Origin of the sequence: Acetobacter sp. DmW_043, from assembly GCF_002153485.1 — a bacterium.
GTDB classification, from domain to species: Bacteria; Pseudomonadota; Alphaproteobacteria; order Acetobacterales; family Acetobacteraceae; genus Acetobacter; species Acetobacter thailandicus.
The window spans coordinates 88,350-112,386 of sequence record NZ_JOMN01000003.1 but is presented as its reverse complement, the minus strand read 5'-3'; the positions used below and the strand labels follow the sequence as shown (position 1 = coordinate 112,386).

Here is a 24,037-nt window from a genome sequence, read left to right as displayed (position 1 = left end):
ATTTTACCCAAGAGAACCTGTGCTGAAGGCAAGGCTTGCTGCGGCAATCAGTGCTGCATAATAAGCATCTGAACGGCTGATGGTTGAATCGAGCAGACCATTCCGGGCCATTTCGGCCTGTGTGACAGAGCCTGCACCATGCGTATAGGCCGTAAATGAGGCATCAAAGCTTGTTTGTGAGGCGGTGTACAGCCTGCCCGCTGCATTGTAAGCACTCAGACTTGTGTGCAGAGCGTTTTCTGCCGTGACAATTTGTTTGATCGACTCATTAACGGTCTGTTTCAGGGTGGCATTAGCACTTTCTTCCTGGTTATGCGCACGTTTAAGCAGAGCAGCTTTAAGACCACCATCAAAAATGGGGATGCTGACCCCCCCCAGTATCAGTGAGCTGAACCGGCTGCCTGACAGGTTGAGTGTCGCATCATTACCAGCACCAGGGACAGAGCTCAGCGCCATATGCCCGGTAGAATATGATATATTACCTGTTGTAAAAATACTTGGCAGAAAAGCATCGCGCGCTGCGGTTACCTGGTGGCGGGCTGCACGGGCTGCTGCATAGGCGGCCAGAACATCAGGGCGGCGTGCGACTGCAGCTTTCACCATATTATCGCTCATGCGCACATCATCGAGTGAAAGTGGGCGGCCTGAGACATCTTCAAATGTAATATGAGAGTCAGCTGAAACACCAGCGGCTGTCAGCAGGCTGACATAGGTGTTTTCACTTTCACCTTCAGCCTGTACCAGGCGCAGCTCAACCTGAGCTGTAGCCTGCTGTGCCTGTGTGACATCAACAATAGTGCCCTGACCATGTCTTAGCCGGGCTTCAGCGGCCTGTTGTATATGGCGGGCATTTTCGAGTGCTATGCGGAGCAGTTTAATGCGTGAAGCGGCTGCCGCGTGTGTATAAAAGGCAATTGTAACGCCATACATGACCTTCTGGTGCGCCGCGGTGAAAATCACGTTAGAAGCAAGCTGTAACTCACGGGCTGAACGTACGAGAGCTTCACGGCGGCCAAAGTCAAATAAAAGCCACTTCATGCTCAGTGTCTGTACTTCTCCTGCGCCATGGCTTTGCCGGCCTGGTGTGCCGTCAGCATTGAGTTCATAGCCATCTCCGGTAAGTGACGCGTTAGTTTTGTCACTTCTGCTCCGTGACCAGCCGCCGACAACAGCTGCAGAGAGGTAAGGCAGATATGTGCTCTTGATAATGCCCACAGCAAGAGCTGCGTTACGAGCGGCTTCCCACGATTTTTTGGTATCAGGATTGGCGGACTGGGCCACATCAATCAGGTCGGGCAGCGAGTAAGGTTTGCCGGTTCGCGGTGGCAGAACGGATGAAGTGCCGGCAGCGAGCGCTTTAAAGTCAGAGGGCAGAACATAACCAGCAGGGAGTGTAAGCCCTTTTTTATGCTGTCTGCCTGCTGCCACAACAGCACCGTCGGAGGCAACACTGGGCGACCAGGGACTGTTATAGCGTGCTGGTGCGGTTGAGAGTTCAGATGTGGCACAGCCTGTCAGTGTCAGAGCCATGGCGGTCAGAACACGCAGAGAGCAGCGGGATTTCATGGTGTCAGGCTTTCCATAGTCTCGATACGGTGTGAGATGCCTGGCGGGTTGTGTCCTTCTATAATTTCCGTAGACATCAGGTCTGCATCATGAAAGGCCGCCTTAAAAGCATGCAGATTTGTCATTCCTGCCCGTATATTGGCTGGTTCAGCTTCAGCAAATTCTACGGAGATTTCGCCTTCGGCAATAGCTGGCTGTAAAGTCATGAGGCAATCTGTCTGTGTTTTCAGGTCTGGTGCGGCCTGAAGTTTTTTAAGGATACCGGTAACCTTATCAAGCTGCCCTGCAATGCTTTTATAGGCACTTGTGGGCCAGAAACTGGTGTACATGGCATAAGTCAGAAAATTACCAATAAGAACACCAATTACACGGTCACGGGCGGTTGTCATGTTGCTTGTCGGCCCAAATGAGCTGAGGTCACTCAGGTCAAAGGCCAGTGCTATCTGAAAGCCGGCATAGGCAATGCGCTCATCACCGCTTTTGATCCATGCTGCAAGCAGAGAGACCACAAATACCATGATAAGGAATGCCGTTATTCCGTTCATATGTGGTAAAAGATAAATAATTGATAAAATACCTATCGCCCCGCCTATTGTGGCACCAATAATACGCAGTGTAAGTTTGGAGATCATGGCCCCCATTGTTGGCTGCGCAACAATGAAGCAGGTGATAATGCAGGTATGAATGCCTGGCCAGGTCACCGACCGAAAGAGCACATAACTGCACATAACTGCAGCCGTACCTTTGAGAGAAAACCGGACATGTTCAGGATTGGTAAAAGCATCAGCGCTAAAGAAACCGGTTTTTTCTTTTTTGGCTTTAGGTTTGCTGGCCGCAGGTGTGGTGTCAGGCTGTGTAAAAACCGACAGTAGCTCAGACAGAGACTGATAGGCCGCATACTCGTTGTCTGTAACTGAGACATCACGGCATGAAGGGCATTTTTCTTTTTCAAGAATTTCTGCCATCTGAGTCATTGTTTTAATCAGCTCTGCCGGCAGGGCAGGTCGCTCTGCGCGGCAGGATTCTGCTCTGGCAATAGCAAGAATTGTAACAGAACAGCGTGCAGCCTGTGACAGGCAGGCCAGCTCATGCTTGTCCCACATGCGCTCCAGCCCTGACAGTTTTGCCATTTTAAGCATGGGAGCCGCACCCTTGCGCAGCAGAGAGGTTGCATGTGCCAGGGTATTTTTATCCGGGTGTTCGCTAAGCAGTTTAATGCTCAGGCGTATACGTGCGGCAATTTCCAGCGTTAAAAAATGGTGCGGTGAGGGGCAGATCAGCATGCCCAGGATGATCAGAACAGCTCCCGGAACCAGGGTAAATAAATACGTATAGAGCAGCGCACGTGTAATCAGTTCGCCAATAGGGATGTTCTCAAGAACAACCAGCCCGAATACTGTAATCAGCCCGAGAAGGTAGGCTACTGGTTTGAGCTTGCTTGCCGAGGACAGAAAGAAAAAACAAAAAGACAGAACAGAAATACACGAAACAAAAACGACCGGGCCATCAAGGGTAAATGTGACCATTACAAAAATCAGGCAAAGCAGCAGCCCGACCAGAATATTAACCAGTATGGCAACAATGATGTTTGTTACCCGGTCTTTTTGCCATATGGCCATGGTGACAAGAGCTGTCACCCCCAGGTCTGGTACCTGCCATATCTCGCCAGCCAGGGTGGATGCCGTACACCCTGCTGCCATACGCAGTGCATAACCCAGTCTGCCAGGTGCGGGGTCACATATCAGTTGCCACACGCTTCTGGCTGTAAGTGGCGGGGAAAAAATTTTAATGACAGGAGGAGCCATGGCGAATCTCGACCGAGGCAGTTGCCCCCATACGAATAAGCAGAGAGGGTGGGTTCACAAGCTTAATACGAACGGGGAAACGCTGCGCAACATGGACCCAGTCCATCTGGCGCGGTATGTAAGGTAAAGACCGGCTGAGATCGATGCCATCTCCTGACATGACGCCCCAGCCAATACTTGCGACCCGCCCTTCAAGAGGTACGCTGCGGTCGATCATAGAATAAACGGTTGCACAGTCTCCCGGTTTGATAGCCCGCAGGTAAAGCTCGCGTATGTTGGCGATGGCATACCACTGGTCATCAACGATCAGCGTAAATAATACCTGGGAGGGTGCCAGCACCTCGCCGGCCTTAACGGTCAGGCTGGTAATATAGCCGCTTTCAGGTGCGTAAATACGTGTCTGACGGAGCTGATAGCGGGCCTGCGCCAGTGCCGCTTCGTTGACAGCAACAGCAGCTGTCGGGGTATCAAGGTTGCCAATAGCAACGTCTGATGCTTCTGACTGCTTGCGGGCCTGAATGACAGAAATATTGGTGTCATTTTGTGTCACACGGGCCTGGTCATATTGCTGCCAGGGGATGAAGGCACGTTTCGCCAGAGGTTCAAGGCGCGCGGTCGTGCGGTCAGCCAGTGCGTTATTTTTCTCGGCTCTGTTCAGCTGGTCATGGGCTATGGCAGCCTGCGCCTGTCTGACAGCCAGCATACGCTGCTGGTCAGCGAGGCTGGCTTTTGAAAGGGCAACACTGGCTTCAGCCTGACGTACAGCCAGCTGATAGGGCTCAGGGTCAATGACATAGAGCAGGTCACCCTTATTGACATGCTGGTTGATGACCACATGCAGTTCTGTCATGCGCCCGCCTACAACCGCGGCCACATGCACGACTTCAGCAGCAATTGCAGCGCTGTCACTGGTTGGATAGTTATCATCGCGACTGGCAACATACAGGGTGACAGCGGTTGCTGCAGCAATGGAGATGAGAGCAACAAAGACACCCGTATATTTTTTTAGCGGGCTCTGCGAGGGAGATTCAGTATTCATGGGCCAAAAACAACCAGCCAGAAGACAAGGGCGATGATGGTGCCAAGCGATACGTAAGTAAACAAACGAAAGCTGAGCCAGGCATCAATGCCAATGAGAAGAAAAAGGATACGAAGACAAAGGGCAGAGCAAACCCCGATCAGGGCGCAGAGCATCCATGACGGGAAATAAGCCCCGACAATCGGAAAGGAGGGAGCAACATTAAAACCACATCCGCTCAGAAAAAACGGTATCAGCGCAGGGGCTATATTACTGGCCGTGAAGGAATATCTGTGCGTGAATTTCTTTTTCAGAAGGGAAAGAAAAGGCACCAGAAGCATGGATTTTAAAGTTACCTTTTGTGAGATTATTTTAGTAATCTGATTGATTTTGTTCACTTTATCAAACCATAAAACAGAGGCTATTCCAATAAATTTCTCTAAAGCAGATTAATAATTTTATATAAACAGTCTGCCGTTTTATGTTAGGAAAAAATTGTCTTTTGTATCGTAAGAAAACATAATATAAATTTTGCCGGCAATCAATGTTACGGTTGCCGGCATGAACTTTGTGTATACTTTGCGTGTTGTTACTACGTCAGCAGGAGTACAATCACAAGCCCCCACATCGTCAGTAATGTGTTGCTGACAGCATAAGGCACAGTATAGCCAAGCATTGGCACATTACTTTTAGCGACGTCAGCAATCATCGCAACAGAGGCTGTGCTGGTACGTGCACCACCACAGCAGCCAAGGTTGATGGCCGGGTCAAAGCGGAAAATATACTTGCCAATGAGTGGTGCCAGAAGCATCGGAAAGGCGGTGGCAAAAACACCCCAGAAAAAGACACTCAGGCCTGCTTCCTTTAATCCTGTAATGAAGGTTGGGCCAGCAGAAATGCCCACAACAGCAATAAAAATGTTGAGCCCGACCGTGTTCATAAACCAGACAGAAGCAGCGGGAATGTTACCCAGTTTAGGTGTAACACTGCGCAGCCATCCCAGAATAAGGCCGGCAATCAGTGCACCGCCTGAGGCTGAGAGCGTGATGGGGATACCAGCAACGGGCAGGACTATGGAACCAAGCAGGCCGCCGACAAAAATGCCAGCTCCCACCATGACCATGCTTGTGACGTTGGTCGGGCGGTCAGCATAGCCAACAGCATTAATCAGCGTATCGACATTACGGCGTGTGCCTGTCACGGAGATAATATCTCCGCGGTTAATAACGGTCTGAGGCAGAGCAGGGATTTCAACGCTCATAGAGCCACGGCGGATCGAGTTAATATAGATACCGTGGGCATATGGTGCGCGTGCCAGGTCAATAAGCTTGCTGCTGTTAATCTGTTTGCTGGTAACAATGACATTGACGGTTTCAACCGGTATATCAATCAGCTCGCGGTCAGCCACTTCTTCAGCGTGGTTTGACCAGTAGACCAGAGCCTCATGAGAGCCAGAGACGGCAACAATATCACCCTGCTGTAAAACGGTGTTATTATCAAACGTGATGATTTTGCCGTTACGGCGAAGGTTTTCAAGAAAGAGACGTTCTTCACTCTCCTGCTCAGCCTCAGCTACGGTTTTGCCTGCAATAAGCCCTGCTGTTTCCAGCTTGTAGGCACGTACAATATATTCGTGCCAGGCGGTTTCAGCATGGTCATCATCAGGCTTAATGCTCATTTCGCGTTCATAACGCTGACATTCCTGCGTCAGATTGATGCCGAGCAGCTTCGGGCCAAGAAAAGCCAGCATCCAGCCGGTGCCTACAGTGCCAAACAGGTAGGTCACGGCATAGGCAACCGGAATGGCATTAAGCTCTGACTGAATATGCTCAGGAGACAGGTTTGTACGGTTTATGGCATCTGTCGCAAGGCCGATCGAAGCTGAGATGGTCTGTGACCCGGCAAGCAGGCCTTCGGCCATGCCAGGGCCATAGCCTGACATTACGGCTGCCAGATAGACAGAGCCCAGGCACAGCAGAGAAATAACGACAGCAAATAAAGCCTGAGGCAGGCCGTCATTGGCAATGCCTCTGACAAACTGTGGCCCCACACCGAACCCGACAGCAAACAAAAACAGAATGAAGAAAACAGATTTTACCTGAGGGGAAATGGTAATGCCGAGCTGACCGATCAGAACACCAACGAGCAGAGTGCCCGTAACAGCACCCAGGCTGAAACTTGAAAATTTGAGTGAACCTACCCAAAACCCGATAGCAAGTGTCAGAAAAATTGCCAGCTCCGGAGCTGAACGAAGCGTTTCAGCAATCCAGTGTAAGATCATCTGTAGGCTCTCCTTTTACCTGTAAGATGGCCTGCGTTGAGGAGCACAAAAATATACCTCCCCCGGTGTTATCCGGGGGAGGTATAGCCAGCGCATGAATTTTATTTCTTTTTGTCTTTGCCTGCTGTGCGTTTAAGCAGTTTCAGGCCCAGGTTTTTGTTGAAGCCATGAATTTCTTTGACATCAAGCTTACGCATAAAATCAACAATGCCCTGAGTAATGACCTGCCCGGGCACCATGATGGGGAAGCCAGGAGGGTAGGGAATAACAAAGTTGGCTGAAACCAGCACTGGCCCTGATTTAAGGCGTTTATCAATTTCGGGGTCATCAAGCGGAATGTATTCGCACTCGCTCTCTTTATAGGCATCATAGAACGCGCGGCGGATGTCGCCATGCAGGGTGTCAGCTTTAGGTTTTTCGCGATAACGATCATCAAAGCGGCTGAAATCAGGCAGTTCTGGCAGGTCTTCAACCAGTTCACGCACTTTCAGTCTGAAAGCTTTTTTATAGTCGTTGGCGTTCTCGGTAATTTTGTTATCGAGATCAAGAGCAATTTCAACCAGAACACGAATGAGCAGCGCTATGTCACTGCGTGTATTGTTGATGTTGGACTGAAGAAGAACGCTGTTACGCGATGTTTTGTTAAGCTGAATGTTAAATTTATCAGCCAGGATATTTTTGAAAGTGGTGCCGTCAAACCCGGCATGACCACAGAAGAGTGTCATACGGGTCGGGTCAAGCATAAACTCGTCTTCTTTAATGGCCTGCGCTGCTTTGTCCCAGCTGATATCATGGCTGTTGTAGCAGGTAATGCCTGAAGGACGGTAAGCAGAAGGAATCATCTCAGAGCTGTCGAGCACCTTGAAATATCTGGAGATGACGGGGTGGCTGTTAACCTGCTTTCTGATTTCAAGCGAAATCTGCACAGCGTTGCTGACCAGGCCATATCCTTCCAGCTGCATCTGGCGGCGGGCCACGTCGAGTGAGGCAATGATCTGAAGGTTCGGGCTGGTTGAGGCATGGGTAAACACGGCCTCGTGGAACTGGGCCTCGACATGTTCGAAGTCAACATCCCTGACCAGAACGATCGAACCCTGACGCAGGGCAGACATAGATTTATGCACAGAGTTGGTCTGATACACGCGCAGGCGCACAGCCCGCGGGTCTGGCACCAGGCGGGTGTTCAGCAGGGTTTTATCATCTGGTGCGTTCCCCAGTTTTTTCTGCTGATCTTCCCATGCTTTCAGGGCGGCTGGTTGTTTGAGGCTTTCGGTCAGGACAGCGGCAGCACCCATGGCTGTGCGCTGGCGCAGCAGAGGTGACCAGTGTGCAAAACCAAACCAGGCTTCATCCCACAGGAAGACGAGGTCTGGTTTGATAGCCAGACATTCTTCCATGACCCGGCGGGTGTCATACACATGGCCATCGAAAGTGCAGTTGGTCAGATCAACCATCTTAACACGGTCGAGCTCGCCCTGTGCTTTGAGTTTAAGCAAGGCTGTCTTGATGGTGCGCAGAGGCACAGCGCCATACATAGAGTATTGTGCCAGGGGGAAGGCCTCAACATAGTAAGGCTGAGCCCCTGCCAGCACACAGCCATAATGGTGTGATTTGTGACAGTTGCGGTCGAGAATAACGATATCGCCCGGGGCAAGAAGAGCCTGAAGGACCATCTTGTTACTGGTCGAGGTGCCATTCGTGACAAAGAAAGAGTGATCGGCACCAAAGGCTTTTGCGGCCAGGGCCTGAGCTTCTTTGATGTTACCTGTGGGTTCCAGCAGGCTGTCGAGCCCGCCGGTTGTGGCTGAGCTTTCTGCCAGGAAGAGGTTAGGGCCATAAAACTCGCCCATGTCACTGATCCAGTTGGAGGTAAAGACAGACTTACCCCGGGCAATCGGCAAAGCATGGAATGTGGCTATTGGCCGCTGTGCATACCGTTTCAGATTGTCAAAGAAAGGCGTTTTATAACGGTTGCGGATACCTTCAAGAATGGAAAGATGCAGCTCAAGCGGCTCTTCCATCTGATAGAAGATGCGGTTGATAAAATGGCATTCCGGTTTGCCGGCCAGCGCTTCAATATTTCTGTCACTCAGCAGGTAGATATCAAGCTCAGGGCGAATTTTTTTAATGGCCTGGGCAAGGCGCAGTGTCAGAATTTCATCGTCAGAGGCGGAGAGGTCAATAACGGTGTTGAACACATCAAGCAGCGGGTTTTCGTTTGCAGCATGAGCAGCAAACCCTTCGTAAAGAACAACGGCGCTGATATCAGGGTTAATCAGAATAGCTGTCAGAGCATCAGGGGCGTTACCCACAATGACTGTCTGATAAATAAACTCGTCTTCAGGGCGGCGCACACCACGTGCTTCTTCCTGAATATGCTGCCAGCGTGACTGTGCATGAGGCACCACGCTCAGAACTTCAAAATAAGGTTTGTTCTTAATATGTGTCAGGGCCTGAGGCAGGCGGTTAACGGGTTCATCCTCAAGCTCTTCAAGGTTCCATGCGCTGACATCGCGGTGGTATTTCTGTGACACGATGGTTGTCGAAATACGCTGTGCCAGGCGCAGGAATGCCTTGGCATCATCTTCCTCCAGCCATTGTTTCAGGCGGGCCAGCAGGGCTGTGCCAGGATAGGCAAAGAACAGGTCAATTTCTTCAAGTTTTGTCAGGGCAGCACTCAGATCTTTTTTGATGCTGTCTGTTTTTGAAGAGGCTTCAGCCCAGTTCCGTGCAAGGTACAGAACATTCAGCCAGTTGTCAGAGCGCAGAGCTGGCGTTGCCAGTGATGTGCTGATCAGAGAATGATCAGAGGCAGAGTTCGATGTCATGAGAACGATCCTTATTCAGCCGCAAAAAAGAGCTGACCCTGCAGAGTTACGGCATTACGTTCTGCTGGGGCTGTTTAGAAAAGGCTATCTGTTGACCGGAATAGTGACGACAGAACCCGGGTTCTGAGTTGTTTTGGAAAGCTCAGACAGCATTTGCATCATGGTAAATGCCAGTTTGCTGTCAAAGTCTCTTTTATCAATCCAGTAGTAATAGTCGTCATAATGCACAGAGACGAAGTCATGATGTGGTCGTTTGTGCGATGAGTAAACTTTAATAAGAGATTGGTCCTCTTCATTCTGTGAAGTATTATTTCTGCGTGTGCTGCCTGAAGAGATCTCGTCATCGGGAATCTGGATCTGATAGGCAACCTGCCCCAGAATGCTGAGCATGCTGCGGGTTAGCAGTCTGACCTCACCGGGCTGAGCCTCTCCCACACCATAAACAATCTCGACGCGGGAAGAGCGGGAGGAGAAATGGAGAAGCTTTTTTACCTTTTGCTCGATCGCCAGCAGATGGGCGTCATCTGTTGCAGTGAGGCTGAGGTAAACGCGGCTGTGAGGTGGTGTTTTGTCAGTGGCGGATGCTTTATCCTGTTCAAGCTGAATACTGAGCAGCCCGGCTGCCTGCAGCACACGAAGGTCGTGAATCAGCTCAAGGAACTCGGTGGTCTGTGTATTAGCTGCCGCTGTCAGGTCATCAGAATTTTTAGAAAATGGCCTGTTATTGCTCATCATATTGACAGACTGAACTGACAGACGCAGCAGAATATCAATGGGCAGCCCGCCCATAGCCAGCGGGAGCAGGGTTGCAGGGGGAAGCGGGCGAAGGAAGCTGTATGCGTAGGCATCACCCGTAACAGGCTGGAAGGTGAAGGTCGGTGTTTCCTGAAACTGTCCTGCTATCCCGCCATTAGGCCGGATGGGGAAAGTATCAGAGGCAACCCCCAGGAACGAGCTTTGTTGTAGCTGATAGCCTGAGATAACCTGCGTTGTATTCAGCATGCCGGGGGCGTCAGCATAGCGCAGGCGTACGAGGTTGAGCAGAGTTTGTTGTTTGTTCGATTCAATCATCGAATCTGAGTATTGCTCAACATCTCTGCCGAGCCTGTGAGAGCCCAGATTATAGCACCCGCTCAGAAAAAGAATACTGCTGCATAGTGCTATTTTCTTAATGCATCTCATCTCGAATCTTTCCGCTTACAGGCTGGCATGGCTGTCACAATGAAAGTCAGAGGCCACATATTACTCATACGCTATTTTATTCTTAACATAACACTGAGCGTGCGGGGAAGATATTGAGATAATATTATGTATATATAAAGGGAGTTTTTTTATTTTTTAGTTACATTTTACAGCATGTGAAAATATTGTTCATGACAAAACAGAGAAGAGTTTTGTTGATATATCAAATTTTTATTAAAAATTATTTATTATTAATTAAGGTGTTCGTATTTTGTGCTCAGGCAGGTCGGGTAATACAGACTTTATTACCCGGTAGTTTTTATATTGCCATATCGCCGGTAAATCAGAGGGGGAGGTGTTTCAGGTCTGTCTGCAATGGCCTGTTGTATGGCCGAATGGCCGGGTGCCTGTTTACAAACAGGGTCGGTGTTGCCTGCATCGCCGGTCAGAGCCAGAGCCTGGCAGCGGCAGCCACCCCAGTCAATTTCTTTCTGACTGCATGAGCGACAGGGGGCGGGCATCCAGTCTGTGCCACGGTATAAAGTGAACAGCGGGGAACGATACCAGATCTCTTCGAGTGAAGAATCTTTGACGGAAGGAAAAGTCAGCCCGGGAATACTTTCAGCAGCGTGACATGGCAGAACAGCACCCGCGGGTGAAATATTGATAAACTTTTGTCCCCATCCGCCCATGCAGGGTTTGGGCTGGTCGGCATAATAATCAGGGGTTACAAAATCAACGGTAATGCGTGAGCCAAAACGCAGGCGCGCCTGTGCGACAGCCTCTTCAGTTTCTTCAAGCTGTGCACGGGAGGGAAGCAGGGCATCGCGGTTTTTCAGGCCCCAGCCATAATATTGTGTGTGAGCAACTTCAACGCGGCGGGCTTTGAGCTGTTCGGCCATGTTCAGCATAGCAGGGACATTGCTGATGTTTTGCCGGTGAATAACAAAGTTAAGAGTAAGGGGCAGACCTGCCTCAGTGACCAGGCGTGCGGCTTCAAGTTTTTTTGCCTGAGCTCCGGCCATGCCGCCAATACGCTCGGCTTCGTTCGGGTCAGCATCCTGAAAAGAGAGCTGCACGTGGTCCAGACCCGCATCATACAGCGGCTTAAGCGTTTCAGCGGTTAGTAAAACGCCTGAGGTAATCAGGTTTGTATAAAGCCCAAGGCGTGACGCGGCCTGCACAAGCTCTGGCAGCCCCTGAAAAGCCATGGGCTCCCCACCGGAAAAATGAACCTGTAACACGCCCATTGCGGCGGCTTCTTCAAACACGCGGATCCAGGTTGCTATGTCCAGCTCGCGGGCGCGGGTTTCGAGTTCAACCGGGTTAGCGCAATAGGGGCATTGCAGCGGGCAGCGATGGGTCAGCTCAGCCAGCAGGCTCATTGGAGGTGGGGGAGTGGCTGTCATACGGTTTGTAATACCTGTTTTTCAGCCAGGTCACGGGTCATACGCAGCACATCAGCCAGAATAACATCATACGGGGCTGTAAATTTTTCATGCAGTATCGTGCTGATATCGCCCAGAGAGCGCTCACCATCAGCCAGCTGCAAAATTTCGGCGGCAATGTTATCAACCAGAAAAACACGCTCCGGCGCCTGAATGAACCACCGCTCACGCACGCGGTCGAACTGCAGGCGGGTGCCGCGCGCAAAACGCAGCACCGTGCAGGCTGAAAAAGTGCCGTCAGCCTGTGTCATCGGTCGTCCTGCGGGCGGAACGAGCCCGGAGGAATATGCCCGGGGGCAACATAGGCATAATCAAGCTCATCAAGCATTGACCACAGCACGCCACATTTAAACTTAAGGGCATTGATCACAGCCTGCTGCTGTTCGACAGTGCGGGCATGTTCTTTGACATAAGCCAGAGCAAAAGCTGAATCCTGCGGTGCCTGGGTCAGGCGCGGTGCAAAATAAGCCAGTGTTTCTTCAGTGATAAAACTATAGTTGCGCAGCATGCCTGACACGCGTTCACTGATGATGGTGGGTGAAAACAGCTCTGTCAGAGAGGAGGCAATGGCTTCGAGAACTGATTTATCGCGTACGAAGTGCACATAGGCATCAACTGCAAAGCGCGTTCCGGGTAAAAGCCCGTCGAGTGACTGAACATATGCTGTATCGAGGCCCAGCCCCTCAGTCAGTTTAAGCCAGCGGGCCACTCCGCCGGTGCCGGGCTCTGTGCCGTCATGGTCAATCAGCCGGCGGCGCCATTCGCGGCGCAGTTCGGGGGTGGGCAGGCGGGCCAGCAGCGTGGCATCTTTGGCAGGAATACTGGCCTGGTAGTAATAGCGGTTTAAGGCCCATGCCTGAATTTGCCCTCTGGTGAGCCTGCCGCCATGCAACGCCTTATGAAAGGGGTGCAGGTTGTGGTAGCGCTCTGCACCGATAGTACGAAGGGCTGCCTCAAGTTCATCAGGGGTGAGCAGTGTGGTCATAGAGTGAGCCTCATACCGTCATAAGCAATATCCCATCCGGCTTCTTTCGCCTGTTTACGCTCGGGCGAATCAGCCAGAAGGATCGGATTAGAGTTATTGATATGAATAAGAATTTTATGGGGAATGTTCAGGTTCGCAAAGGTGGCAATGGTGCCATCGGGCGTGTCAGCCACAGACATATGCCCCATGCGCCTGCCGGTTTTTTGCCCCAGCCCCATGCGGACCATCTCATCATCAGTCCATAATGTGCCGTCAAAAAAGACGACATCGGCTGTTTTAAGGCGTTCACGCAGGGCATCAGTCATCATGGCGCAGCCGGGAATAAACAGAACATGCTGTTTGCCGTCTGAGATATCGAGGCCGATAAATTCACCGTCTGTTTTAATTTCAGCCGGGTTTTCGCCCTGCTCAGCGTAAAGAGGTACTTTGCCGGGCACGGCAAACGGCGTGATGGAAAAACCAGCAGGTGTCAGGGCAACGGGCTGGCCGGAGTGCATTTCGTGTCTGGGCACGAGAGTGCGGTCAAGCGCGTTGAAAACAGGGTTGGCAGCAAGCTGCTCAAGTACGGGTGCCGTGGCGTAGAGAGAGAAGGCCTGCTTCTCACGCATTGTCAGCAGCCCGGTTATAGCGTCAATTTCGCCGCTGGTCAGAACAACGCCGCTGATGGGGGTTGAGCGCAGGCCGGTCCGGGGGTGCAGGGCCGGAGTCTGGTTGATCTGAGTGCGCAGGTCAGGCGAAGCATTGAGCACGTACCAGTGAATACCATCACCGCTGACGGCAAGTGAGGCCTGAGTGCATGACTGCGCTGTGGGGTCACCCGCACGGGCGCGCTTACAGGCGGGTGCACCGGAATTCCACTGGGGGAATCCTCCTCCGGCAGCAGCGCCAAGAACAATAATGTCGAGCATTAACGACTAAGAAAGCACCCACGCGCCAGCCAGGCGCTCTTACAGCTCAGCTGAGCCTAAGCAGGCGCATGGGAGCGTATCTTATTTTTTCTGGCCGCAAACGTAGCTGTTAATTTCTGCGCCCAGCGGGATTTCGGTAACCTGAGGAGCTGTCCATGCCATGGTAATATATCCTGTTTGTTGTGTCAGTCGGTATGATAATACAACTGAGCCTGTTCAATCAAACCCTGCCAGAGGCAGGGCAGGTAGCCCTCTAATCATGGGCCTATAAGATATTATTATCAAAGGCAGAAGCTGCTATTTTTATATATTCTCACGCTTTTGTGAAAATTTGTTTTGCCTGGCTGAACGACATGCCGGTAATGACAGCGCAGTGATGTGAGCAGGGTTTTTCGCCTGTTTTTATGCCTGAGAGGGGTAAACCCGCCAGGCGGTAATTTCTGCACCTTTATGTGTGATAAAGCCATAGAGTATGTGCTTAAGAGCAATGCAGAATAATAAATTGACTTGCGTAAAAAAAAAGGTAGCGTGGCACCTGAATATGCAGGAAGTACCGTTCTGCCTTTTAAATGGTCTTCGGTTTCCAGGTCTTTCATAGTCCGGAGCAGACTGGCAGGAGGGGCGTGCTCTGTCAGTTATCCCAATGACGAAAGGTCGGAAAAATGGGTCTGTTTATGTTCGTGGCATTTATTATCTGCGGTCTGGATATTTTTGCTGTTGCAGCAACTGAAGTAAGCTTCATTGGCTTCGTTGTGGCATTTATCATTCCGTCTGTTCTCATGGCTGCTTATTGTCTGGTTGGCTTCAGCCAGGATTCGGCCGAAAAACTCAGTGGCGAACACCACTAAGATTACACAACGTTTCAGGCCCGCCTGATCGTTCTGTATTGCTGACGAAGAAAGCGCCTGACGGCTGGCCCGTGCAGGCGTTTTTTATTTTCAGACACGTAAAAGCTGTATAACTGATGTGCATATGACTGATATCACAGGAGAGACATTATGAAGAAGGTATGGAACCAGCCTTATCTTGAAACATGCTGTCGCTCTTCTCTGCACAGATTATGCCTGACGGGGGCTTCAGGCCGGCCCTCAGGTCTGCGTGATGATCCCTGCCTTGAGCGTATGCAGAAGATGGGATTCGTGCAGCGTTCACCTCAGGGGCGTTTTTTAGCCACTGATGCCGGATATGCCCGCTACAGGCAGGAAGTGCTTGGCATGAAACGGTATCGCGGTGGTCGCTGACCTGTCTGAGGCCGGGCGTCTGTGGCATACGCTCGACGGGCTGGCGTCAGAGCACGGCTTTACCCCTTCCGGCCTTGCCAGAGCAGCGGGGCTTGATCCGACAACTTTTAATCCTTCCCGGCGTCGTAACGCACAGGGGGATTATCGCTGGCCGTCTCTGAGCAGCCTTTTCTCGGCCTTATCTGTTTTGCGTCTGTCTCTTTCAGAGTTTGCTGATGCCTTTGATAAAAGGCAGGTGGCCCGGCCAGTACCGGTGGAGGGAGGGGTGTTTTTGCCAGCTCTGCCTTTGTCCCGGCTGCATGAAGAGGGGGTTTTTGATCATACGGGCCTTCCCCGGACGATCATGTGGGAGAGTGTGGTCCTTCCTGGCGTATTTGCCCCCTCTGCCTACGTTGTCCGGGTCGATACCGATATGTATGAACCCGTGATGCGTGAGGAGAGCCTGATTGTGGTTGTGCCTGACCTGCCACCGCGCCGGCATGACCGTGTTTTGTGCAGTCAGACCGGGCAGCCCTCAGTCGCGGGGCTGTGGTCGCCTGGCGCCCCTGGTGCAGTACTGCCTTTTTTTGCCGGACAGTCAGAGCAGGAGTCGGATGAATTACCTGCGGTATCGGGCGGGGCAGAGATATGGGTGCACCGTATTATTACCGTGACCTTCTGAGAAAAATATGGCTCTGCGCTTTGCTCTGAGCAGGTGAGGCGAAGAGAATATAAAAAATTATGATAAAAGCCGTGCGAACTCAGACGGAAATGGCTGACTTTTTCTTTCCTATCCCTTAAAGGGAGCATCATGACCGATACACCTCTTTCGCTTATCCGCAATTTCTCGATCATTGCTCATATTGATCATGGGAAATCGACCCTCGCTGATCGTATGATCCAGGCCTGTGGTGCACTGACCGCACGTGAGATGACCAACCAGGTTCTTGATAATATGGACCTGGAGCGCGAACGTGGCATCACCATTAAAGCACAGACCGTCAGGCTGCTTTACCCGGCAAAAGACGGGCAGACTTATGTCCTGAACCTGATGGACACGCCCGGACATGTTGACTTCGCCTATGAGGTCAGCCGTTCGCTTGCTGCCTGCGAGGGGTCTCTTCTGGTGGTTGATGCCTCTCAGGGGGTTGAAGCGCAGACGCTGGCTAACGTGTATCAGGCTATTGATGCCAACCATGAAATTGTTCCGATCCTCAATAAGGTTGATCTGCCAGCGGCTGAGCCCGAACGTGTTAAGGCGCAGATCGAAGAGGTGATTGGTATTCCTGCTGATGATGCGGTCGAGATTTCTGCTAAGACCGGCCTGAATATCGAGGGCGTTCTTGAGGCTGTTGTAACCCGTCTTCCCCCGCCGCAGGGTGATGCTGAAAAACCACTTCAGGCAATGCTGATCGACAGCTGGTACGACCCCTATCTCGGAGTTATCGTGCTGGTGCGTGTGAAGGAAGGTCGTCTGCGCAGAGGTATAAAAATGCGCATGATGTCGAGTGGTGCGGTGCATCAGATCGACCAGGTTGGTGTGTTCTCTCCGCGTATGACACCAATTGACAGCATTGGCCCGGGCGAGATGGGCTATATTAATGCGGCTATTAAAACTGTTGCTGACTGTAACGTGGGTGACACCATCACGGATGACCGTCGTCCGGCCGAAAAAGCTCTTGCCGGGTTTAAGCCATCTATCCCGGTGGTATGGTGTGGTCTCTTCCCTGTTGTGGCGGACGACTTTGAAAAGCTGCGTGACAGCCTTGCCAAGCTGCGTCTTAACGATGCCTCCTTCCATTACGAGGCCGAGACATCAGCTGCACTTGGTTTTGGTTTCCGTTGTGGCTTCCTGGGGCTTTTGCACCTTGAGATTATTCAGGAGCGTCTCTCACGCGAGTTCGACCTTGACCTGATCGCAACAGCGCCGTCGGTTGTTTACAACATCACCATGACCAATGGCACGAAGGAAGTTTTGCATAACCCGGCTGATATGCCTGATCTCTCGCAGATCGACCATATTGAAGAGCCATGGATCAAAGCAACCATCATGGTGCCGGATGAATATCTGGGTGCGGTGCTGACGTTGTGCAGCGAGCGTCGTGGTGTGCAGGCTGACCTTACTTATGTTGGCACCCGTGCCATGGCTGTATATCGCCTGCCGCTTAACGAAGTGGTTTTTGACTTCTATGACCGCCTGAAATCACTGACACGTGGTTATGCCAGTTTTGATTATCAGATGGATGGGTATGAAGAGAGTGATCTCGTACGTATCTCCATCCTTGTGAATCAGGAACCTGTTGACGCTCTGTCTTTCATTGCGCACCGCTCAGCCTCTGAAACCCGCGGGCGGGCAATATGTGCACGTCTTAAAGACCTGATTCCCCGGCAGCTGTTTAAAATTGCCATTCAGGCGGCTATTGGCAGCAAGGTTATTGCGCGTGAGACCATTGGTGCATTGTCAAAAGACGTAACGGCAAAGTGCTATGGTGGTGATATTTCCCGTAAAAGAAAGCTGCTTGAAAAGCAGAAAGAAGGGAAAAAACGCATGCGTCAGTTTGGTAAGGTTGAAATTCCGCAAAGCGCGTTCCTTGCTGCTTTGAAAATGGATGGCTAAAGCGAAAATAGTTTTTATGTGCCTGGTGCCGGTATGTCCTTGCTGGTATCAGGTGCGAAAAGCAGCCTGACAAAAAGTTTGTTTATGTTGCTATGTTGCTGGAGTGTCAGAGGACGGTTATGAACAGCACGGCTTCTTTTGATCCCGGAAAACACACCAGTGTTACGTTCCCGGAGGGTCTGGACCTCGAATGTGGTGTTCATCTTGCTCCGCTTGAGGTTGCTTACCGCACATACGGTACATTGTCTGAAAAACGCGATAATGCGATTGTTATCTGTCACGCGCTCACAGGTGATCAGTACGTTGCTGAATCGCACCCGCTTACCGGTAAGCCCGGCTGGTGGGCACGCATGGTCGGGCCTGGCTGCCCGATTGATACAGACCGCTTTTTTGTGATCTGCCCCAATGTGCTGGGGGGCTGCATGGGCAGCACCGGCCCGCGCTCTGTCCGCAGCGATGGTAAGGGAAACGGCTCAGAGTGCTGGGGTACTGACTTTCCGCCCATTACGGTGCGTGACATGGTGCGTGCCCAGCACAGTCTCGTAAAGCATCTTGGAATAGAACGCCTTTTTGCCGTTGTTGGCGGGTCAATGGGGGGGATGCAGGCGCTTGAGTGGGCAGTTACCTACCCGCATATGATGCTGGCCGTTCTCCCTCTGGCAACGTCACCGTTTCATTCCGCGCAGAATATTGCCTTTAACGAGGTGGGGCGTCAGTCAGTTTTTGCTGACCCTGACTGGCATGGCGGGCGTTACTGGGAATATGGCAAAGTGCCAGCGCGAGGTCTCGCTGTTGCGCGTATGATGGCGCATATTACCTATCTGTCGGAAGAGGCGCTGACCCGCAAATTTGGCAGGCGTGTGCGCAGGGAGCAGCTGGCGTCGCAGGCGCCTGAAACGTCTTTGTCGATGTTCAGTGATATCTTTGAGGTGGAGTCGTATCTGCGTTATCAGGGCTCTTCTTTTGTGAACCGCTTTGACGCAAACTCTTATCTGACGATCACCCGCGCGATGGACTGGTTTGACCTGGCGGCTGAGCATGAAGGTGATTTATCAGCCGCTTTTGCGGGTACTCCGGTACGTTTTTGCGTTGTGTCTTTTTCTTCTGACTGGCTTTTTCCTACCTCGGTGTCACGCCAGCTGGTGAATGCACTGAACCGGGTGGCAGCCAATGTCTCTTTTGTAGAAATAGAGAGCGACAAAGGGCATGATGCCTTTTTGCTCGATGAGCCGGATTTTGACCGCACAGTCAGGGGTTTTCTGTGCGGTGTTGCTGAACATGCGGGGCTTGCCTGATGCGACTTGACCAGCGCCTTATTGCTGAAATGGTAAAGCCGGGAACGCGCGTTCTCGATGTTGGCAGCGGAGACGGAGCGCTGATTGGTCATCTCTTCCGCGAGCGTCAGTGTGATGCGCGTGGTATTGAGATCAATATGCGTGAGGTGACCCGCTCTGTCGCGCATGGTTTGCCGGTTGTGCACGGAGATGCAGATAATGACCTGGTGCATTATCCTGATGGCGCGTTTGACTATGTGGTGTTGCAGCGCACCTTACAGGCGGTTGAACGCCCGCGTGAGGTGCTGCGGCAGATGCTGCGCATTGGCCGCCATGCTATTGTCTCTTTTCCCAATTTCGGGCACTGGCGGCTGCGCCTCCAGCTGCTGCTGACAGGGCGTATGCCGATGACATCGGTATGGAGCACCCCCTGGTATGAGACGCCAAATGTGCATCCATGTACCATTCGCGACTTCCTGGCATTGTGTGAGGAGGAGGGGTACACCGTGCTGCAGTGGATGGCCGTTGACGAAGATGGCAGCCGCGCCCCCTGGCGGCGCTCTGTAAGGCTGGCTAATCTGTTTGGCGAGCAGGCCCTGTTCCTGCTGGGGCGCCGTTAAGGCACCCCATAGGTCAGGCTGATCAGGTACGGCGTTGCAGGTCAATGACCATGCGGCCGCAAATCTTGCCGTCTTCCATTTCCTGAAAAATATCGTTGATATCTTCAATGGCGCGTAACGTTACCTTTGGCGTAACTTTGCCTTCGGCAGCAAACTGAAACGCTTCAGCTAAATCCTGACGTGTGCCAACCAGAGAGCCCACAACTTCGATTCCATCCAGCACCAGGCGGGGAATATCCAGGCTCATGGCTTCGGGGGGCAGACCAACGGCGATGACCCGTCCACCTGCACGCACGGCGCCAACTGCTGAGTTAAAGGCATCTTTAGCGACGGCGGTTACGACTGCCGCATGGCATCCGCCGGTTTTTTCCTGAATAACGCTGGTGGCGTCTTCTTTTCGCGGGTTAACGACAAGGTCAGCCCCCATCTCTGTTGCCAGGCGTAGCTGTGAGTCGTTTACATCAACAGCGACTACTTTGGCGTTAAAGACGTTTTTAGCATATTGCAGGGCGAGGTTGCCCAGGCCGCCAAGGCCATAAATAACAATCCACTGGCCCGGCGTTGTGCGGGTCATTTTGATTGCTTTGTAGGTGGTTACGCCGGCACAGGTTATGCTGCTGGCAGCGGCTGAGTCGAGAGAGTCTGGCACTTTTACGGCATAATCAGCAACGACAATACATTCTTCGGCCATGCCGCCATCAACACTGAAACCGGCATTTTCTACACTGCGACACAGGGTTTCATGACCTGTTGTACAATATTCGCAATGGCCACACCCTTTAAAAAACCATGCCACGCTGGCGCGGTCTCCTGGTTTGAGCGATGTCACGCCTGGCCCGACTTCGCTGACAATACCAACGCCTTCATGGCCAAGTGTTACGCCGGTTTTATCTCCAAAATCAGCATTTTTAACGTGCAGGTCTGTGTGGCATACGCCGCAGCACACCATTTTAAGCAGTGCTTCGCCATGTTTAAGCGGGCGCAGCGTTTTATTTGTAATTTTGACTTTATGGTCTTTGGTAACAACTGCAGCTTTCACGAATTCTCTCCTGCTGAGTGTGAAAGCAGAGATGAATTCTCTGCACGCAGACATTCGCAGAAGAAGAGGATGATGCGAAGAGTGAATTTTATGTAATCTTAAAGAATTTGCTGCATGTCAGGATATCTGTGGCAGATGCAGAGAGCCGCTTAAAAAAACTCTTTTAAGATAAAGGCTGAATTTTCATTAAGGGGTATTTTTAAAGCGGGCCTGGTAGTGCCCTGCTTTGATTGTCACAATACGATGATTTCCATCACATTGGTGCCCAGAAGAAGACTCGAACTTCCACGACCTTTCGGCCACAGGTACCTGAAACCTGCGCGTCTACCAATTCCGCCATCTGGGCTTAAATGACTACCTGAAGTTTGTTTGCATCAGGTCGGTGAACGGGTGTTTATCGCGACAGGCTAGGTGCGTCAATCGGGTAAAATGATTTTTTTCATTTTTATGAAGTTTTTTTTCATTACCATTTTGTATAACTTCATAAAATTACAGTCTCTTAGTCTGTGGGGGGTCATTTATACGGTGTTGTGATGTCAGGGTTGTTGCGGCCTTTTGGTAATGGGTATGCTACTATGTCTTCAGATAGCTGACAGAACAGAGCCTGTTTTTTGCATGTGAGCAGATCAGGCAGGAGAGGGACAGATGAGCGCAGGCAGAATAGCCACCGTTTTTGGTGGGAACGGTTTTGTAGGGCAGTATGTGGTTCAGCACCTGGCGCGTGCAGGGTATCTTGTGCGTGTTGCCGGGCGCCGGCCCGACCTTGCTTCTCTGCTGCGCCCGCTTGGTGATGTCGGTCAGATCGCCCCGTTCTATGCCCCCGTGCAGGATGAAGAGGCTGTTGCCTGTGTTGTTAAAGGCGCCTCTGTTGTTGTGAACCTGGTTGCCGTGCTGGGCGGGCGGGGGCTTGAAAGTGTAAATGTCGAGGGTGCAAAGCGTGTTGCGCGCCTGTCTGCCGCCGAGGGTGTGGAGACCTTTGTGCAGGTCTCAGCGCTTGGTGCCGCCTCTGATGCCCCTTCAGCCTACGGGCGCAGCCGCGCTGCGGGGGAGGAGGCTGTGAAGCAATATATCCCCACAGCGTCGATTATTCGCCCGTCCGTTATTTTCGGGCCGGATGATCATTTCTTTAACCGCCTTGCTTCTCTGGCGCGTTTTCTGCCGGTTATGCCGGTTTATGGTGCCTCTGCCCGTCTTCAGCCTGTTTTTGTGGGTGATGTGGCTGAGAGTATCGCCCGTATTATTCTGACGCCTGAGCTTGCTGAGGCCGGCAAGACCTGGTCTCTGGGCGGGCCGGATATCCTGACAATGCGTGAAATTTATCGCTGGATTCTGGCACAGACGAAGCGTGAAAACCTGCTGGTCAGAGTGCCTGGCTGGATCGCCACTCTCCAGGCTGCGTTTTTTGAGCGTCTGCCAGGTCAGATTCTCACGCGTGATCAGCTCCGTATGCTCTCGCAGGATAATGTTCTGCCCCCGGGTGAGCCTGGTTTTGCCGAGCTGGACATGGAGCCAAACAGCATTGAGCGTTGTGTACCTTTTTATATGGAGCGCTTTCGTCCGGGTGGTGGCCGTTCAGGTATTGTTGTTTCAAAACAGGACATTATAACGCAATAGGACTCTTTTGAGTCCTATGTTTATGAACAAATTTACATATTACGACGTTTCGGTTTTGTGAAAAACAGAGAAAGGTCAGCTTTGCTGTCTTTTCACAAAAGGGGGAAGAGTTTACCTCAGGCTAACCTGTTTTGGGCGTAGTGTGTCTGCTGCGCCGTTTTAATCGGGAAGGCGCCCCCATGACCGAATCAATGCTCAAGTTTGTTTCTGTTGCGCAGCAGCAGCCCGAAAAGCGTACAGCCCCGGCCCGTAAAGCCGACTTCAATGAAATTTATGAAGATTTCAAACCGCAGGAGGCAACAACTCAGGCGAGCCGCTGCTCGCAGTGTGGTGTGCCTTTTTGTTCGGTTGGCTGCCCGCTTGGAAATAACATTCCTGACTGGCTTATGCTGACGGCCAATAACCGTCTTGAAGAAGCCTATGAAATTTCCTCAGCGACAAACACATTTCCTGAAATTTGTGGCCGTATCTGCCCCCAGGACCGTCTGTGCGAAGGCAGCTGCGTTATCGAACCAGGCTTTGAGAGCGTAACTATTGGTGCGGTCGAGCGTTATGTAACCGATACAGCTTTCGAAAAAGGCTGGGTTAAACCTGTTTCTCCCGTAACCGAGCGTAGTGAGTCAGTCGGTATTGTCGGGGCTGGTCCTGCAGGTCTTGCCGCAGCTGACCGCCTGAGAAGCAAAGGCTATCAGGTTCATATCTATGACCGGTATGACCGCGTGGGTGGCCTGCTGGTTTATGGTATTCCGGGCTTTAAGCTTGAAAAAGATATCGTAGCCCGCCGTCATAAACTGCTTGAGGATGGTGGCGTCATCTTCCACATGGGGCAGGGTATTGGTGAGGCTGAAGGCGAGCTCTCTTTCGCTGAGCTGCGTAAACGTCATACGGCTGTTCTGGTTGCAACCGGTGTTTACAAATCGCGTGACCTGGGTGGCCCGGGTGCCGGCCTGAAAGGTATCGAGAAAGCTCTTGATTACCTGACAGCATCTAATCGTCGCTCTCTTGGTGATACGCTGACAGACGAGGCAAAAGGCCTTGATGCTGCGGGGCGTAATGTCGTGGTTATCGGCGGTGGTGACACCGCGATGGACTGTGTGCGTACAGCTATTCGTCAGGGTGCGAAGTCAGTTAAGTGTCTTTACCGCCGTGATAAAGCCAATATGCCTGGTTCAGCCCGCGAAGTGAAAAACGCTGAAGAAGAAGGTGTTGATTTCGTATGGCTCGCCGCACCAGAGGCGTTTCTGGGTGATGAGACAGTCACAGGTGTTCGCGCTGTGCGTATGCGCCTGGGGCAGAACGATGCTTCAGGTCGTCAGGCGATTGAAGCTGTTGATGGCAGCTCTTTCACCATCGAAGCAGACCTTGTCATTAAGGCGCTGGGTTTTGACCCTGAACCACTGCCAAAATTATGGGCGCAGCCTGCTTTGTCAGTGTCACGCTGGGGCACTCTTGCTGTTAAGTCTGATACTTTCATGACCAGCCTGCCTGGTGTTTTTGCCGCAGGTGATATTGTGCGCGGTGCCAGCCTGGTTGTGTGGGCCATTCGTGATGGTCGTGATGCAGCTGATTGTATCGATAAGTGGATTGAGGAAAACGCACCAGCCAGCGTAGCAGCGGTGCAGGGATGAGTGA

General features: G+C 51.8%; 21 protein-coding genes and 1 tRNA gene. 8 read left to right on the top strand and 14 right to left on the bottom strand.

Annotation, left to right across the window (positions count from 1 at the left end):
* Positions 1 to 3 precede the first annotated feature (3 nt).
* The 12 genes from HK11_RS00810 to pqqA form a co-directional block, all read right to left on the bottom strand.
* Positions 4 to 1,566: a TolC family protein gene (locus HK11_RS00810; RefSeq protein ID WP_086553433.1), complete on the bottom strand. Its 1,563-nt coding sequence runs from the start codon at positions 1,564 to 1,566 to the stop codon at positions 4 to 6.
* Positions 1,563 to 3,371, bottom strand: coding sequence for an FUSC family protein (locus tag HK11_RS00805; RefSeq protein WP_233133241.1), 1,809 nt, complete (start codon positions 3,369 to 3,371; stop codon positions 1,563 to 1,565). The genes HK11_RS00810 and HK11_RS00805 overlap by 4 nt, the downstream gene beginning before the upstream one ends.
* Positions 3,352 to 4,410, bottom strand: coding sequence for a multidrug transporter subunit MdtN (gene mdtN / locus HK11_RS00800; RefSeq protein ID WP_086553432.1), 1,059 nt, complete (start codon positions 4,408 to 4,410; stop codon positions 3,352 to 3,354). The genes HK11_RS00805 and mdtN overlap by 20 nt, the downstream gene beginning before the upstream one ends.
* Positions 4,407 to 4,730 carry a YtcA family lipoprotein gene (locus tag HK11_RS00795; protein ID WP_086553431.1) on the bottom strand — a complete coding sequence of 108 codons (324 nt, stop codon included), beginning with the start codon at positions 4,728 to 4,730 and terminating at the stop codon, positions 4,407 to 4,409. Before HK11_RS00795 ends, mdtN begins: the two co-directional genes overlap by 4 nt.
* A gap of 251 nt (positions 4,731 to 4,981) precedes the next feature.
* A complete protein-coding gene (gene aspT / locus HK11_RS00790; protein ID WP_086553430.1) occupies positions 4,982 to 6,670 on the bottom strand; it encodes an aspartate-alanine antiporter in 1,689 nt (562 codons plus the stop codon).
* 101 nt (positions 6,671 to 6,771) lie between these two features.
* The gene (locus HK11_RS00785) at positions 6,772 to 9,498 is read right to left on the bottom strand and encodes a decarboxylase (protein WP_086553429.1); all 2,727 of its coding nucleotides are present in this window, start codon (positions 9,496 to 9,498) and stop codon (positions 6,772 to 6,774) included.
* Positions 9,499 to 9,582: 84 nt separating this feature from the next.
* The gene (locus HK11_RS00780) at positions 9,583 to 10,569 is read right to left on the bottom strand and encodes a hypothetical protein (protein ID WP_233133240.1); all 987 of its coding nucleotides are present in this window, start codon (positions 10,567 to 10,569) and stop codon (positions 9,583 to 9,585) included.
* A gap of 416 nt (positions 10,570 to 10,985) precedes the next feature.
* Complete coding sequence (gene pqqE, locus HK11_RS00775; protein WP_086553427.1) at positions 10,986 to 12,089, bottom strand: pyrroloquinoline quinone biosynthesis protein PqqE; 1,104 nt, start codon at positions 12,087 to 12,089, stop codon at positions 10,986 to 10,988.
* Entirely contained in the window at positions 12,086 to 12,379 is a 294-nt protein-coding gene (gene pqqD, locus HK11_RS00770; protein ID WP_086553426.1) for a pyrroloquinoline quinone biosynthesis peptide chaperone PqqD, read from the bottom strand. The genes pqqE and pqqD overlap by 4 nt, the downstream gene beginning before the upstream one ends.
* A complete protein-coding gene (gene pqqC, locus HK11_RS00765) occupies positions 12,376 to 13,113 on the bottom strand; it encodes a pyrroloquinoline-quinone synthase PqqC (RefSeq protein WP_086553425.1) in 738 nt (245 codons plus the stop codon). Before pqqC ends, pqqD begins: the two co-directional genes overlap by 4 nt.
* A complete protein-coding gene (gene pqqB / locus HK11_RS00760) occupies positions 13,110 to 14,021 on the bottom strand; it encodes a pyrroloquinoline quinone biosynthesis protein PqqB (RefSeq protein ID WP_086553424.1) in 912 nt (303 codons plus the stop codon). Before pqqB ends, pqqC begins: the two co-directional genes overlap by 4 nt.
* Before the next feature lie 81 nt (positions 14,022 to 14,102).
* Positions 14,103 to 14,183, bottom strand: a complete 81-nt coding sequence (gene pqqA, locus HK11_RS00755; RefSeq protein WP_086553423.1) for a pyrroloquinoline quinone precursor peptide PqqA — start codon at positions 14,181 to 14,183, stop codon at positions 14,103 to 14,105.
* A 512-nt stretch (positions 14,184 to 14,695) separates the two neighbouring features.
* Between pqqA and HK11_RS00745 the strand changes: the two genes are divergently transcribed.
* The 6 genes from HK11_RS00745 to metW all read left to right on the top strand — a co-directional run bounded on the left by HK11_RS00745 (position 14,696) and on the right by metW (position 19,752).
* Positions 14,696 to 14,869 (top strand): hypothetical protein, encoded by a 174-nt coding sequence (locus tag HK11_RS00745; protein WP_158092769.1) that lies wholly within the window; start codon positions 14,696 to 14,698, stop codon positions 14,867 to 14,869.
* A gap of 150 nt (positions 14,870 to 15,019) precedes the next feature.
* A complete protein-coding gene (locus HK11_RS00740; protein WP_086553420.1) occupies positions 15,020 to 15,262 on the top strand; it encodes a hypothetical protein in 243 nt (80 codons plus the stop codon).
* Positions 15,252 to 15,923 (top strand): hypothetical protein, encoded by a 672-nt coding sequence (locus tag HK11_RS00735; RefSeq protein ID WP_086553419.1) that lies wholly within the window; start codon positions 15,252 to 15,254, stop codon positions 15,921 to 15,923. The genes HK11_RS00740 and HK11_RS00735 overlap by 11 nt, the downstream gene beginning before the upstream one ends.
* Before the next feature lie 129 nt (positions 15,924 to 16,052).
* Positions 16,053 to 17,858, top strand: a complete 1,806-nt coding sequence (gene lepA, locus HK11_RS00730; RefSeq protein WP_086553418.1) for a translation elongation factor 4 — start codon at positions 16,053 to 16,055, stop codon at positions 17,856 to 17,858.
* Between the two features lie 119 nt (positions 17,859 to 17,977).
* Positions 17,978 to 19,153, top strand: coding sequence for a homoserine O-acetyltransferase (locus tag HK11_RS00725; RefSeq protein WP_086553417.1), 1,176 nt, complete (start codon positions 17,978 to 17,980; stop codon positions 19,151 to 19,153).
* Entirely contained in the window at positions 19,153 to 19,752 is a 600-nt protein-coding gene (metW, locus tag HK11_RS00720; protein WP_086553416.1) for a methionine biosynthesis protein MetW, read from the top strand. The genes HK11_RS00725 and metW overlap by 1 nt, the downstream gene beginning before the upstream one ends.
* 22 nt (positions 19,753 to 19,774) lie before the next feature.
* Here the strand turns inward: metW and adhP are convergent, their stop codons facing one another.
* Positions 19,775 to 20,791, bottom strand: coding sequence for an alcohol dehydrogenase AdhP (adhP, locus tag HK11_RS00715; RefSeq protein ID WP_086553415.1), 1,017 nt, complete (start codon positions 20,789 to 20,791; stop codon positions 19,775 to 19,777).
* 259 nt (positions 20,792 to 21,050) lie between these two features.
* Positions 21,051 to 21,137 (bottom strand) — tRNA-Leu (locus HK11_RS00710).
* 299 nt (positions 21,138 to 21,436) lie between these two features.
* On the opposite strand from HK11_RS00710, the gene HK11_RS00705 reads away from it, so the two are divergent.
* Entirely contained in the window at positions 21,437 to 22,405 is a 969-nt protein-coding gene (locus tag HK11_RS00705) for a complex I NDUFA9 subunit family protein (protein ID WP_086553414.1), read from the top strand.
* Positions 22,406 to 22,584: 179 nt separating this feature from the next.
* Positions 22,585 to 24,033, top strand: a complete 1,449-nt coding sequence (locus HK11_RS00700) for an NAD(P)-dependent oxidoreductase (RefSeq protein ID WP_086553484.1) — start codon at positions 22,585 to 22,587, stop codon at positions 24,031 to 24,033.
* The last annotated feature ends 4 nt before the right edge of the window (positions 24,034 to 24,037 follow it).

Bases quoted from the DNA above. Each gene is read 5' to 3' on its own strand.
- HK11_RS00810 (WP_086553433.1), bottom strand. From the start codon at position 1,566: ATGAAATCCCGCTGCTCTCTGCGTGTTCTGACCGCCATGGCTCTGACA.
- HK11_RS00805 (WP_233133241.1), bottom strand. From the start codon at position 3,371: ATGGCTCCTCCTGTCATTAAAATTTTTTCCCCGCCACTTACAGCCAGA.
- mdtN (WP_086553432.1), bottom strand. From the start codon at position 4,410: ATGAATACTGAATCTCCCTCGCAGAGCCCGCTAAAAAAATATACGGGT.
- HK11_RS00795 (WP_086553431.1), bottom strand. From the start codon at position 4,730: ATGCTTCTGGTGCCTTTTCTTTCCCTTCTGAAAAAGAAATTCACGCAC.
- aspT (WP_086553430.1), bottom strand. From the start codon at position 6,670: ATGATCTTACACTGGATTGCTGAAACGCTTCGTTCAGCTCCGGAGCTG.
- HK11_RS00785 (WP_086553429.1), bottom strand. From the start codon at position 9,498: ATGACATCGAACTCTGCCTCTGATCATTCTCTGATCAGCACATCACTG.
- HK11_RS00780 (WP_233133240.1), bottom strand. From the start codon at position 10,569: ATGATTGAATCGAACAAACAACAAACTCTGCTCAACCTCGTACGCCTG.
- pqqE (WP_086553427.1), bottom strand. From the start codon at position 12,089: ATGACAGCCACTCCCCCACCTCCAATGAGCCTGCTGGCTGAGCTGACC.
- pqqD (WP_086553426.1), bottom strand. From the start codon at position 12,379: ATGACACAGGCTGACGGCACTTTTTCAGCCTGCACGGTGCTGCGTTTT.
- pqqC (WP_086553425.1), bottom strand. From the start codon at position 13,113: ATGACCACACTGCTCACCCCTGATGAACTTGAGGCAGCCCTTCGTACT.
- pqqB (WP_086553424.1), bottom strand. From the start codon at position 14,021: ATGCTCGACATTATTGTTCTTGGCGCTGCTGCCGGAGGAGGATTCCCC.
- pqqA (WP_086553423.1), bottom strand. From the start codon at position 14,183: ATGGCATGGACAGCTCCTCAGGTTACCGAAATCCCGCTGGGCGCAGAA.
- HK11_RS00745 (WP_158092769.1), top strand. From the start codon at position 14,696: ATGTTCGTGGCATTTATTATCTGCGGTCTGGATATTTTTGCTGTTGCA.
- HK11_RS00740 (WP_086553420.1), top strand. From the start codon at position 15,020: ATGAAGAAGGTATGGAACCAGCCTTATCTTGAAACATGCTGTCGCTCT.
- lepA (WP_086553418.1), top strand. From the start codon at position 16,053: ATGACCGATACACCTCTTTCGCTTATCCGCAATTTCTCGATCATTGCT.
- HK11_RS00725 (WP_086553417.1), top strand. From the start codon at position 17,978: ATGAACAGCACGGCTTCTTTTGATCCCGGAAAACACACCAGTGTTACG.
- metW (WP_086553416.1), top strand. From the start codon at position 19,153: ATGCGACTTGACCAGCGCCTTATTGCTGAAATGGTAAAGCCGGGAACG.
- HK11_RS00705 (WP_086553414.1), top strand. From the start codon at position 21,437: ATGAGCGCAGGCAGAATAGCCACCGTTTTTGGTGGGAACGGTTTTGTA.
- HK11_RS00700 (WP_086553484.1), top strand. From the start codon at position 22,585: ATGACCGAATCAATGCTCAAGTTTGTTTCTGTTGCGCAGCAGCAGCCC.